5 protein-coding genes are annotated in these 13,306 nt (G+C 72.2%); 1 reads left to right on the top strand and 4 read right to left on the bottom strand.

Annotated elements, in window-relative coordinates; translation table 11 throughout:
* Positions 1 to 21 precede the first annotated feature (21 nt).
* Complete coding sequence (locus tag AC4MBH_RS24235; protein WP_491797983.1) at positions 22 to 642, bottom strand: flavodoxin family protein; 621 nt, start codon at positions 640 to 642, stop codon at positions 22 to 24.
* Positions 639 to 1,124, bottom strand: coding sequence for a hypothetical protein (locus tag AC4MBH_RS24230; RefSeq protein WP_491797982.1), 486 nt, complete (start codon positions 1,122 to 1,124; stop codon positions 639 to 641). The genes AC4MBH_RS24235 and AC4MBH_RS24230 overlap by 4 nt, the downstream gene beginning before the upstream one ends.
* Positions 1,125 to 1,445: 321 nt before the next feature.
* Here AC4MBH_RS24230 and AC4MBH_RS24225 point away from each other — a divergent pair, with 321 nt between their 5' ends.
* Positions 1,446 to 1,751, top strand: coding sequence for a DUF3263 domain-containing protein (locus AC4MBH_RS24225; protein ID WP_491797981.1), 306 nt, complete (start codon positions 1,446 to 1,448; stop codon positions 1,749 to 1,751).
* A gap of 333 nt (positions 1,752 to 2,084) precedes the next feature.
* Here the strand turns inward: AC4MBH_RS24225 and AC4MBH_RS24220 are convergent, their stop codons facing one another.
* Positions 2,085 to 7,442 carry an alpha-L-rhamnosidase-related protein gene (locus AC4MBH_RS24220; RefSeq protein ID WP_491797980.1) on the bottom strand — a complete coding sequence of 1,786 codons (5,358 nt, stop codon included), beginning with the start codon at positions 7,440 to 7,442 and terminating at the stop codon, positions 2,085 to 2,087.
* Between the two features lie 26 nt (positions 7,443 to 7,468).
* Positions 7,469 to 13,249: a family 78 glycoside hydrolase catalytic domain gene (locus AC4MBH_RS24215; protein WP_491797979.1), complete on the bottom strand. Its 5,781-nt coding sequence runs from the start codon at positions 13,247 to 13,249 to the stop codon at positions 7,469 to 7,471.
* Positions 13,250 to 13,306: the final 57 nt, after the last annotated feature.

The raw sequence follows: 13,306 nt of genomic DNA, 5'->3' as shown, positions 1-13,306 counted from the left end.
GATCCTTGCGGCACCGCGTCTTTATGCAGGGGGGTACGGGCGGCTTGCGAGGAGCTGGGCCAGGTGAGCGGTGTTGGCGGCGGCGGTTCTTGTTGCCGCGGCGGTCTTCTCCGGTCGGGGATCGAGCTCTTGGTAGTCGGTGGAGTGCATCGCTTCGCCGACCCAATAGGTCGACCCGCTCGCTGCGACGGTGAAACCTACGTCGTTGAGCGCCTGCATGACTTCGGCCGTCACGTGATGCGCGCCGTCCTCGTTGCCGACGACAGCGACTGCAGCGACCTTGTCGAACGTCAGTAGCCGTCCGTCCTCGTCGGCCTCCCCCAGCTCGGCGTCGAGCCGCTCGAGCACCATCTTGGCGACTGAGGACGGCTGACCCATCCAGATGGGCGTGGCGATGACCAAGACGTCGGCACCGAGCAGCTTGGCCCGGATCTGTGGCCAGGCGTCGCCGTCACCCTCATCGATAGTGACTCCGAACTTCACGTCGTGATCGACCACCCGCACCAGGTCGCCGGTGAACCCGCGACCTTTGAGCTCGTCCAGGAACTCGCGACCGATCAGGTCGCTGCTCGAGGCAGCGGGGGACGTCTTTAGTGTGCAGGACAGGACGAGGGCGGTGAGGGGCTTCGGCTGCTCGCTCACAGCGCGCGCCCCGCTGGGCGAGACTCGGCTGCCGGCGCGAGCGCCTCGTAGGCGACCCCGGTGACTGCCGCGTACAGGCCTTTGTGGAACATGTCGGTCGCGAGCTCGCCGGCACTCCACCGCCACGGCGCCTCAGCGATGCCCAGCACCGCGTAGAGAGCTGCGTCGCTGCTCCAGAGCAGGGCGAAGTGGGCGAGGCTGGCCTCCGGCTCCTTCACGCCGGCGAGGTCGAGGACGCCGCGCACCCCGCCCATGGTGATCCCGTGGGCCCAGTGGACCGGATTGTTGAGCAGCTCGACGTCGGAACGAGACCCAGGGTCCCTGCCGCGGATCAGGTGCGCTCCGACCTTGCCGGGGGTCTGGCTGCCTTCGCGCCCGGTCAGACCCATCTCCACCCGCTGGGAGACGGTCATCGCGGCGGTGCCGATCGCACCGGCCACCATGCCACGGCCCAGGGCGCCCAGAAGTTCGATCGTCTTCACATCAGCCTCGCTGAATAGAGGTCACCGGGGTCTGGGGCGACGGTCGACGCGCGGGAGTCCGCGCATCGTGGTACCTCGACCGTACCCCGCCGCCGGGCGACTTCGTCCCGAACTTGTTACGGCAACGGCTTGACTCGCTGCCCGTCGCACCCTCACCTGTCCGGGTACATGGCAGCCAGGACGGAGCGGCGGCTAGACGCAGGAGCACGTGGTGTCTGCGGTACCTGTCAGGGAAGGCCTCAGGTGTGGTCGGTCCAGCAGGCCAGCACCCTCCGACTGAGGTCAGCACCCCTGTCGGTGGCTGCACCTAGCGTCCCGGCCATGGATGCTCCCTCCATCGACACCCTTGCGCGCGCCGCCGCCGAGCCGACGCTGACCGATGAACCCGGTTTCACTGACCGCGACCGCGCGATCCTCGAGTTCGAGCGCACCTGGTGGCGCTACCCCGGAGCGAAGGACACCGCGATCCGGGAGAAGTTCGACCTAACCATGGCCCGCTACTACCAGGTGCTCAACGCGCTGATCGACCGTCCGGCTGCGCTCGAGGTCGATCCGGTCACCGCGCGACGTCTCCAGCGGATGCGCGACGAGCGGCGCCGCCAGCGGACGCTGAGTCCCTCGGGATAGCCCTCGTCGCGCGTGTCCTTTAGGTACCACTCACGACCGTGAATGGGTCCTAGAAGCTCCGTTCGGACCGTGCCTGTCGCGAGCCGATACGCCCGCTCATGCTGAGGTGCGAGCGCACCTGACGATTCCCGAGGCCGGCTCGGAGGGGGCTCGACTCGAGGGACTCCGTCCCGCGGCTCGACCGCCGGCGGTGATGTTCGCTGGTCGTGCCAGGCGAGCGGCAGCGAGTCCGAGCCGAGACCCGGCGAGGTGCGCACCCTGCGGAGGTCTAGCCCCGCGGGGCCTCTGCCCCTCGGCTCGGCCGCCGTCAGTGACCCACGGCGGTCGAGCCGCCTACCGGACGACGACCGTGTACGCCCGTGAGCGCCCGCCGGCCTTGACGGTGATCCGCACCGTGCCCGGCTTCCGGGCGAGGATCCTGCCGGCGACGTCGACGGCGGCCACATCCTTCGCGGAGGACGCGTAGGTCACCTTAACGCCGGTGGCGGACGCCGGCGAGTACCTCCCGGTGAGGTAGACCGACTGCCCCGCCCGCATCGACCTCGGTACGGCGGCGGCGACCTTGGCGACCTTCGCCCTGGACCTCGCCAGGACGACTGAGACGGTGATCCTGGTGGACAACCTCCTGCCGGACGCACCGGCGCGGACCGTGGTCGCGGTGATCGTCACCTTGCCGGTCTTCCTGGCCTGCACCACGCCGGTGGAGGTCACGGCCGCGACCTCCGGGTTGGACGTCCTCCACACCACGGACCCGGCGTAGGACGAACGACCGTTGCTGAGGTAGACGGCCTCCTCCAAGCGGAGCGACGTGCCCCGGACCAGCCGGAGCTGTGCCTGGTTGAGCTTCACCCTCGACACCACGGTCGCGGGCGGCGCCTCGGCCTCCACCACGACGTAGTCGAGCGTCGCGGTCGCCCGGTTGCCGGCGTTGTCGACGACGACCTGGGTGATCGTGTGGCTTCCGACCGTCGTCGCGTAGCCCGTCTGCGTGCATGAGGCGACGCCGGACGTCGCGTCGGTCGCCCGGCAGGCCGGCTCGGCGGGCACCGCACCCTCGCGGATCACGCCGGGGGGCCAGGACCCGAACGTGGGCACCGGGTCGGTGCCGTCAACCTTGACCGTGAGGGTCTGGTGGGCGGAGGCGTTGCCCGCGGAGTCGGTGGCGGAGTAGCGCAGCACGTGCGTCCCGTCGGACTCGACCGGCACGGGTCCCGCGTAGGGGGCGGCCGTCGCCTCGTCGAGCGACACCTCGACCGCGGGCGCGTCGCCGGCCTCGTCAGCGGCGTCGACGACGAGCGTGGTTGGCTCGGTGATCCAGCCGCCGTCGCCGTAGACGGTGGTGTCGGCGGGGGCCGCGGAGACGGTCGGGGCGTGGACGTCGGCGGCCGGGTCGCCTGCGGGCGAGACCCAGACGTCGGTCAGCGACGGGTCGTAGAACTCGTCGTTGCCGCCCTGGTAGCGGTACTTGACCGTCACCTTCCCGTCGCCGTCGGCGTCGAGCGCGGCCGGGTCGTCGACCCGCACCTGGTAGGCGGCCAGGGTGTTGCCGACGACGCCCTCGTTGGGCACGAGGTAGCGCACCTGGCGCACCAGGACGTCGTCGACCAGCACCTGGTAGCGCTTGGGCCGGTTCTGCACGATCGCCAGCGTGCTCGGCACCGAGGTGTCAGCGGTCTCGCGCATCGTCAGCACGAACGGCGCACCCGACGTCACCGCGACGTCGACGCTGAACCACGCGCCGTCCCGCGCCCAGGTGAACCGCCGGGTCAGGCCGCCCTCGGTGTTGGTGCCGCCGACGGGCGTGCCGGGCAGGTAGTTCCACCGCAGGTCGTGCGCGAGCTCGGTCGGGCCGGGCCGGGCGTTGGCAGGCGCGTTGCCGGTCGATCCGGTGCCGCCGTCGCCGAGGTCGACGTGGTCGGTGCTGCCGGCGAGCGCAGCGGCGCCGGTGGTGATCCACCCCTGGCCCTTCGGGCCGTACCACTTGATGCGGGAGCCGCTGGTCGCCGTCGCGAGCACGGAGCCGCGGTCGGCGAAGTCGACGGTCACCGCCTGCATGATCGGCAGCCAGTGCTCACCACCGCCGTGCACCGTCACCGCCACCTCGATCGACTCGCCTGCCGGCACGGTGACCAGTGCGGACGGCGCGCCGGCCTCGAGGACGCCGGCGACGGAGCGGGCCACGAGCCGTCCGGTCACGACCGCCGGGCCGTCGTTCCGCACGGTGGCGGTGACCGCCCAGCGGCCGGTCGACGGGTAGTCGCCGGAGCGCTCGCCGACGGTGACCGGGTCGATGGTGACGTCGGCGGCGACGCGGAGGTAGTTGCCGACCGGCACCACCGAGGTGCGCTCGAGCTGGCCGTAGCGGACGGTGACGTCGGCCTCGGCGTCGTACGACGTGCCGCTGCGGGCGCCCTGCGGGACCCGGACGGTGAAGGCCAGCGACGCGGTCTCGCCGACGGCGACGGGACCGCCGTCGAGGCTGATCGGCGCGACGAGGCCCGGGACCTCGACGACGGCCTCGACCGCGTCGATGGTCGCGGACCCGGTGTTGGCCACCTCGACGGTGCCGGTCACCTCTGCGCCGGGACGCACCGTGCCGAGACGGGGCAGGGAGACCGTCGCCGGCGCCGAGGCGACGGTGAAGGCGTGGCCGCCGGGCGCCATCCGCACGACGGTCTCGCCGGTGGTGCTGTCGACGGAGGTGCCGAGGACGGCGGGGGACGTGGCGGTCAGCGGCGCGCCGCCGAGCAGGACGTCGTCCAGCTCGACGGTGGGCAGGTGGACCTGCGCCACCGTGCCGGTGGGGACGACGACGTCAAGGGCGTAGCGGCGTGGGTCGCGGGCGTCGATGTCGACGGCGATCTCGCCGCTGGTGCTGTGCACCTGCGCCTGGACCGTGCGCAGCGAGCCCAGCTGGGGGCGCACGGCGAACTCGGCGAAACCGGGCGTGACCTGCTGGATGCCGGCGGCGTAGCGGCTCATCATCGTGAGCGGGCCGCCGGTCCAGGCGTGGTTGAAGGTGCCGGCGGCGTCCTGCTCGGGGCCGGCGAAGAACTCCCAGAGCGTGGAGTGGTCGGGGTCGTTGACCATCGGCGCGTAGCGGTCCTTCATCCGCGCGATGGCGTCGTCGGGGTAGCCCATCAGGTAAAGCGCCTCGAGGGCGTACTTGTCCATGTAGGGGCTGGACTTCTGGACGTTGACCAGCACGTCGCGGATCTGCTCGTACTGCTCGGGCTTGGCCAGGCCAGCGTAGACCGCGAGCGCGTTGGCGCGGTCGTCGGCGCGGCCGTCTCCGGTGGACTCGTAGTAGCCCTCGCCCTCGACCCAGAGCGAGTCGATGTTGTCCTCGATCGACGTCATCCGCCCCTGGATCCAGGCGGTGTCGGCGCTGTCGGTGGGCACGCCGAGCGTCGAGCCGGACTGCAGGGTCGACTTCAAGGCTATGTAGTACCAGAGCGTGTCGATGAGCCGGCCGTCCTCGTTGTAACCCCAGTCGTGCCAATGCCAGGTGCCGCCGTGGTCGTGCTTCAGCAGGCCGTCGTCGGCCATGTCGTAGGTGCGCAGGTAGGCCACCGACGGCTCGTAGGTCTCCTCGAGCGCGGTGACGTCACCGGAGTACTCGTAGAACATCCAAAAGCTCATCACCGCGGCCAGCGACTGGGCCGGCAGCTCGGAGAACGTCGCGGCGGGCGCCTGGGTCGGGATGAGGTCGCCGTTGCGGAAGCCCATCAGGTTGGTGATGCCCTTGCGGGCCAGGTCGGCGGCCGCGGGGTCGAGGGCGTAGAACGCCTCCTCGAGCTCGTTGGTCGCGTCGCCCCACCACTGCGAGCGCTCGCGGTCGGGGCAGTCCATGTAGGAGTCGCGCATGGTGACGTAGAGGGTGTCGCGCGCCTTGGTCCACAAAGTGTTCATGTACCCGTCGTCGGAGACGAACGTGCCGTCGAACTCGGAGGCGTAGCCCGAGAGGCGGTAGCCGATCTCGAGGACCTCGGCGCCGTCCTGGGCGGTGACGAACAGCTTGTCGCCGTTCATCCAGATCAGCGACTCGTAGGCCTGGGCGCCGGCCTTGGTGACGTACTCGGCCTGGACGGCCTGCTCGATGCCGGAGCCGCGCACGGTGGCGTGGTCGGTCCTGAGGCCGACGGTGCGGCCGGCCTGGGTGCCCGCGCCGAGGCGGACATAGGGCGTGAGCTGGTGGTTGACCGGCATCCGCAGCTCGTACGTCGTCACACCGCCGGCGCTGCTGACCTTGACGGCCGGGTCGGTCACGGCGTGGGTCGTGTACTGCTCGTCGTACTTGAGCAGCGGGATCGGCCGGTCGACGAGGAGGTTCCACGGCGAGCTGCCCTCGTTGCCCGAGGTGACTGCGGCGGGCCAGGTGGCGTCGTCGAACGCGGTGGCCTTCCACCCCGCCCAGCCGGTCGGCTCGCTGCGGGCGTCGTAGCGGACGTTGGGCTCGGCCAGGCGGTAGTTGACGTCGACCGACATGCGGCCGTAGGCACCGACCTTGAGCGCCCTCCAGGTGTCGTTAGAGCGCAGGTCGACGTCGGGTGCCTCGAAGAACAGCCCGGCCTTGCCGGCATAGGGGCCGGCGTAGCCGCCGCGGCCGTAGGAGACCGCGAGGACCGCGACGGTGTTGGCGCCGTCGCGCAGGTGGGGTCGCAGGTCGACCTCGTCGACGTAGGAGTCGTCGCGGTTGGGGCCGCGCTTGACCCCGCCCTCGAAGACGACGAGCTCCTCGTTGACGTAGAGCCAGTACTTGGTCTCGACCGCGATGCGCGCGGTCACCGCCTCCGGCAGCGCGTCGACGTCGTCGACGGTGAAGGACTTGCGGAAGGCGGCCCAGCTGTTGACCGAGGTCGCGTCGGAGCTCCAGATCCAGTAGGCGTCGCTGGGCGAGTCCGGCACGGTGCAGCTCTCGACGACCTGCAGGTCGGGGTAGCCGGCCGCGGTGGCGCCGGGGGCGCCGACGGCGCGGCCCTCGAAGTCGTCGGCGTAGAGGTAGGCGCCGGTGTCGAGGCGGCGGACGACCAGGTTGTCGAGCGTGCCGGTCTCGGTGCCGGAGACCCGGACGCCGATGGTGCCGGACGCCGGGATCCACGAACGCGAGTACTGCGCGATCTGGACCTCGTCGACCAGGACCGTGACCTGCTGGCCCTGCACCCGGATCTCGAAGTGGAAAGGCTTGCCCGGCACCAGCGTGCCGGCCGGCAGGGGCCGGGTGCCGTCGGCGGCCCAGCCCCCGTTGTCCAGCCGCAGCGGGCCGAGCGAACCACCGCTGCTGGAGAACTGCAGGGACGGGCCGTTGTTGCCGCTCTGGCGGAAGGACACCGCGATCGTGTTGGGCGTGGTGGCGTCGCCCTCGAGGGAGTAGTCGGTCCACTCCGAGGCCCTGGCCGGCGCCAGGTGGCCGCCGGAGTAGGACTCGGCACCGGTGGACCCGGTCGCCGGCAGGGCCAGCAGCGGCACCTGGTTGGTGCCGCTGCTCAGCGCCTTGCCGCAGACCCGCTCGGGCGCCTTGTCGGCCGCGGGGGCAGCGGCGGCCTGCGCCGCCGGCGCCGATGCGGCGCCGGCGGGTGCGGAGACGCCGCTCAGGCCGGCGAGGGCCATCGAGCCGAGGAGGACCCCCACGACCGTCCGCAGGGCACGCCCGGTGGAGCGGCGGGTGGTGGGACGGGACGCGACGGACACGGAGGTCTCCTCGTGCTCGGGACGGATCATCGGCCGCGGACGACCTTCGTGGGCGAGGACGACGGCGCGGCGGTGGCCGAGCCGAGGTAGCGCACCTGGACGCGGTGCTTGCCCCTGCGGACGACGACCTTGGTCGAGGCCTTGCCACCCTTGAGGGTCAGCGTCGCGGTGGCCTTGCCGTCGACGAGCACCCGCACCTTGCCGGTGACCGGGACGCCCGGCGTCCGGACGGTCGCGGTGACGGTGACGGTGACCTTGGACCCGGCCCGCACCTGGGTGCGCGACACGGCGACCGCCGTGCTCGAGGACGCCTTGGCCACCGGCGCGGTCTGCGCCGACGTCGAGGTGCCCGGCTCGAGGCCCAACTTGGAGGCCGTCACCCGCACCGAGAGGCGGCGTCCGACGTCGGCCGCGCCGATCGTGTACGACGACGCCGTGGCGCCGGCGACCGGGGTGCCGTTGCGCAGCCACTCGTAGGTGAACGCGAGGCCCTTGGTGTTCCAGCTGCCGGTCGTCGCTTGGAGGCGACCGCCGAGGCGCACGGTGCCCGAGACCTGGGGCGCGAGGACCGCCGAGACGGCGTCGACGTCGGCGAGGCTCACCGTCGCCTGCTGCACGGGCTCGGGGTTGCCTGCCACGTCGACCGAGGCGTAGTCGACGACGTGGTCGCCGAAGCCCTGCACGAGCACCGGCTCCCCGTCGTACGTCGTCCACTCGCCGCCGTCGACCCGGTAGGTCGTCGTGGCGACGCCGCTGGTGGCGTCGCTGGCCGCGAAGGTGAGCGTCGCCCTGTCGAGCTGCTCGACGCCGCTGCCGCGCACGACCGACACCTCGGTGACGGGGGCGACGGTGTCGATGTCGACCGCGAGGGTGCGGGTGGTGCGCCCGCCGGCGGCGTCGGTCGCGCGGTAGGTGAGGACGCGGCGGCCCTCGCCGGTCAGCGTGACCGGGGCGACGTAGGCGTCCCAGCCGGCGTCGGTGCCGGTCTGGACGACCGGGGCGGCGTCGCGGTTGTCGACCGCCGAGACGCTCACGTCGACGGACGAGCGGTACCAGCCGGCGCCACCGGCCCGGCCGCGGGTGACCACGGCCGACACGTCGGGCGCCTGGCTGTCGGCCGGCACGGCCAGGACCCACATGTCGGCGATCGACGGGTCGTAGAAGGCGTCGGCGTCGACCGGGTACTGGAACTTGATCCGCACCGAGCCGTCGTTGCCTGCCAGCGACGGGTCGTCGACGAGCGCGTCGTAGACCTTGGTGCCGAGGCCGCTCTCGCTGCGCGGCACCAACTGCGTGCGCACCAGCACGTCGTCGACGAAGACGTCGTACTTCTTGGTGAACGGGCCGTCATAGGTCTCGACGTTGCGCAGCAGGAACGGCTGCCCCTGCGGGACCGTCACCTCGGCGGAGAACCAGGAGCCCGGCGTCGTCTTGCCGGCGTAGCGGCGGGTCAGGCCAGCCTCGGTGTTGGTGCCGCTGCCCGGCGCCGCCTGCACGGCGTGGGCGGCCTCGGAGGCCTGGTTGCCGAAGTCGACGTGGTCGAGCACCGCGGCCGTGGGCGGACGCGGCAGGTCGAGGGTGACCGAGCGCTCGGCCTCGACCAGCGTGTCGGTGCCGCGGACGACGGCGACCCCCACCGGCACCGGGCCGGCGATGACGCTGAGCGGCACGGTGGTCGCCACCTCGAGGACGGTCTCGCCTCCGGCCGGCACGAGCACGTCGACCGAGGGGACCGAGCGCCACCCGGCGGGCAGCGTCAGCGCGGCGTGCGCCCGGACGGGGGCGGTGCCGGTGTTGGTGACCGGCACGCGCACCACGAGGCGCTCGACCGGGTCGGTGGTGGCGGGCACGGTGGTGAGGGTGCCGACGGTCAGCCCGCTGGTCACCTCGGCCCAGTCCCACGTGGTCATGGTGACCGTGTAGGTCTCGCCGCCGGCCGTGTAGGTCAGCGCCAGGTCGGCGTCGTACGAGCCGGGCGCCGCGTCGTCGGGGACGTCGAACTCGACCGGCAGCTGGACCGACTGGCCGGCCCCGACCGTGACGGGCTCGACGGTGGCGCTGCCGAAGTCGTCGACCTCGACGGTGCCGGAGACGTCGGTGAGCGGGACGTCGCCGTCGTTGGTGACCTCGACCGTGCCGCTCACCGTGCCGCCGGGCAGGACCGCCCCGTCGACCGGGGGCAGCGCGACCGAGACGCCGAGCGCGGCGGTGAGGGCGCGGACGACGCCGGCCTCCACCGCGGCCAGGCTGCCGTCGAGCACGGCCCGGACGGGCGCCTCGACGGACGAGCCGGCGAGCCAGGTGCGCAGGTCGCGCACCAGGTCGAGCGCGCCCTGAAGCGCGGTCCTGGCCGCGGCGGTGTCCCCGTCGACCGAGGCCATCAGGGCGTCCTGGACGAGGCCGCGCAGGTCGCCGGTGCCGGCGTCGAGCTCACCGCGCTCGGTGGCGTCGAGGTCACCGGCGTCGGCGAGCTCGCCCACCTGGGCGGCGAGGGCGTCGAGGGTCTCGAGCAGCGCGCCGAGCTCGGCGTTGCCCGCGACGACGAAGGCGTAGCGGCCCGAGCCGACGGTGACGGTGACGGTCTCGCCGTCGTCGACGACGTCGTGGACTCCGTTCACGCCGTCGAGCAGCGCGCCGCCCTCGAGCACGGCGTAGGTGTTGTCGGCCGGCAGCACGACGTCGGCGGTGGTGCCGACGGGCACCTCGACGGCCAGCGACAGGTCGTCACCCTCGAGCTGCCAGTCGGTGGCGATCGTGCCGTAGACCGACTCGAGCCGGCCGCTGCCGCTGGTCAGGCCGCCGCCGGGGCTCGGCGCGACTCGGATCTTCTTGTAGCCGGGCTCGGCGGCGCTGATGCCGCCGATCTTCTGGTACATCCAGTCGCCGACGGCGCCGTAGGCGTAGTGGTTGAAGGAGTTCATGTTGACGTCGCCGAAGGTGCCGTCGGGCATGATCGAGTTCCAGCGCTCCCACATCGTGGTGGCGCCGTTCTCGATCTCGTAGCCCCAAGACGGGTAGTCCTTGAGGCCGAGCATCGTGTGGGCCAGGTCGTCGCGGCCGATGGCGCTGAGCGCCGGCAGCAGCCACGGGGTCCCGAGGAAGCCGGTCGTGAGGTGGTTGTCGGCTGCGGCGAGCTCGGCGACGTACTTGGCGCCGACGGCGTCGACCATCTTGTCGGGCACCAGGTCCATCCCGAGCGCGATCGCGTAGCCGGTCTGGCTGCCGCCCTGCACGGTGCCGTCGGGCGCGATGTACGCCGCGGCAAAGGCGGCGCGGACGTCCTCGTCGAGCTGGGTCAGCTCGGCGGCGTAGGCGTCGTCGCCGAGGGCGGCGGCCATCTCGGCCATCAGCCGGGTGGTGTGGGCGTAGGACGCGGTGCCGAGCACGGCACCCGGCGTCGGGTCGTCGAGGTGGAGCCAGTCGCCCCACGTGTTGCGGCCCTGCTCGAGCAGGTCGGCGCCGGCGCTGGTGCGCAGCAGCCCGTGGAACCGCTTCATGTCGGCCCAGTAGCGGCGCGCGGTGCTGATGTCGCCGTAGCTCTGCCAGTGGGCGTAGGGCACCGTGATGCCGGCGTCGGACCAGCCGGTGCCGGTGCCGACCTTGAAGCCGGGCGGCGTGGGCGCGACGCCCTGGTAGTCACCGTTGGTGTCCTGGGTGTCGCGCATGTCCATCATCCACTTCGACAGGAAGGCGCGGGTGTCGGTGAGGTAGCTCGCGGTCGGCACGAACACGTTGATGTCGCCGGCCCAGCCGAGCCGCTCGTCGCGGGCGGGGGTGTCGGTCGGGACCGAGAGGAAGTTGCCGCGCTGGCCCCACGAGATGTTGCTGACCAGCTGGTCGAGCATGGGGTCGGAGGTGTCGAGGTGGCCGGTGGGCGTCAGGTCGGAGCCCCAGACCACACCGGTCACGTCGGTGGCGGCGGGCGGGGTCGAGGTGCCGAGGATCTCGAGGTAGCGGAAGCCGTGCTGGGTGAAGCGCGGCTCGTAGGTCACGGTGCCGGTGGTGGCGAAGGTGTAGCGGTCGGTGACCTTGGCCGAGCGCATGTTGGCGGTGTAGAGCGTCCCGTCGGGGTTGAGCTCCTCGCCGTAGCGGATGGTGACGGTCTGGCCGGCCTGACCGCTGAGCGTCATCCGGGCGACGCCGACCATGTTCTGACCGAGGTCGTAGGTCCAGCGGCCCGGGGCGGGCTCGGTGCGGGCGACTGTGGCGAGCTCCTCGGAGGTGCGCACGGGCTCGTCGGGCTGCGGGACGACCGGTGCCGACGGTGCCGGGCGTGCCACCGCGGCGGCCCAGCCGCTGTCGTCGTACGCCGGCTGGTCCCAGCCGGGACGGGCGGCGCGAGCGTCGTAGGACTCGCCGTCGATGAGGTCGGCCGCCGTGTAGGGGCCCGTGGCCGCGGTCCAGGTCGCGTCGTCGGTGTCGACCCACTGCGAGGTACCGTCGGCGTAGTCGATGCGCAGCCGGGCCAGCACCGAGGTGTCGGTGCCGTACTGGCCGGCGGGCAGGTGGGCGATGCGGCCGGCGTACCAGCCGCTGCCGACCTCGGCGCCGAGCGCGTTGGTGCCGGCGTCGACGAGGCCGGTGACGTCGTAGGTCTGGTGCTGGTAGCGGTCGAGGTAGTCGGTCCAACCGGGGGCCAGGTGCTGGTCGCCGACCTTCTCGCCGTTGAGACGCAGCTCGTAGATGCCGCGCGCGGTGGCGTAGACGCGGGCGCGGGTCACCGTCTTGCCGGCGGCGGTGTCGAAGTCGGTGCGCAGGACCGGCAGGTTGTCGTCGGGCGAGCGCCACAGCACGTCGGCGCGGCCCTCGATCTTGAGGTCGCCGCCGACGAGCGTGCCGCCGGTGAACGGGTTGCCCTGCGTGGCGAAGTCGGTGTCGAGCAGCGTCGCGCCGGTCTCGGCCGTGACGCGGACGTCGTGCACGGTCGAGCGCTCGACGCCCTCGTTGGCCAGGTCGGCGCGGAAGCCGACGAAGCCACGGGCGTGGGCGGCGTGCGTACGGGTGTCGATGACGACGCCGTCGAGCCGCGTGGTGATCGTCGTGCCGTCGAAGGTGACGGCCATTGTGTGCCGGCCGGTGCGCAGCTGCTGGGCGCTGATGAAGGACGAGATGTCCTTGTTGTCGAGCAGCGCGTAGTTGCCGTTGGTGCGCACGTGCGGGCGCAGGCGCGGCGTGCCGTCGGCGACGCTCAGCTGCCACATGTAGCCGTTGGCCAGGTTGGCCGACCGGACGAACGTGCCGAAGGCCAGGTTGTCGAGGGTGAAGTCGAACTCGGCGGTGTAGTCGGTCCAGCGGGCCAGCTCGGCACCCGGGGCCTTGCCGATCCACTCCGCGCCGGCCCAGTCCGACGCGGCCAGGAGGCCGGTCTCGAACGACGCCGGGTCGCTCCACGCCGACTCCTGGTCGTCGCCGTCCCACACCTTGACCTGCCAGACGTAGCGCGTGGCCGACGTCAGGGCGGGGCCGCCGTAGGCGACGTCGACCTGGCGGTCGGAGACGACCTTGCCGCTGTCCCAGAGGGCGTCCGAGGCGAGCGCGTCCTCGGACGCGGCGACCCGCACCTGGTAGGCCGACTGCAGCACGCCGCGGGCGAGGGACGTCGAGCGCCACGACAGGCTGGGCGCCTCGCCGGGGATGCCGAGCGGGTCGACGCGGGCGTTGGTCATCAGCCCGGCGACGATCAGCGGCGCGTCGGCGCGGGCGACGACGGCGTCGTCGGCCGCGGCTGCCTGAGGGACCTGGAGGGTCGCGGCGAGTCCGACGGCCAGACCGGAGGCGAGGAGACTCCGGAGGGAGGGGCGGGGCATGGCGGGCCTTTCGGGAGACATTCGGCCTGAAACGATTCAGAGAGCGTCGGGACTCAC

It is taken from the genome of Nocardioides sp. WJ219 (genome assembly GCF_058559815.1).
The sequence above is the reverse complement of the archived record's forward strand: the minus strand, read 5'-3'. Positions and strand labels throughout refer to the sequence as shown.

Bases quoted from the DNA above. Each gene is read 5' to 3' on its own strand.
- AC4MBH_RS24225 (WP_491797981.1), top strand. From the start codon at position 1,446: ATGGATGCTCCCTCCATCGACACCCTTGCGCGCGCCGCCGCCGAGCCG.
- AC4MBH_RS24215 (WP_491797979.1), bottom strand. From the start codon at position 13,249: ATGCCCCGCCCCTCCCTCCGGAGTCTCCTCGCCTCCGGTCTGGCCGTC.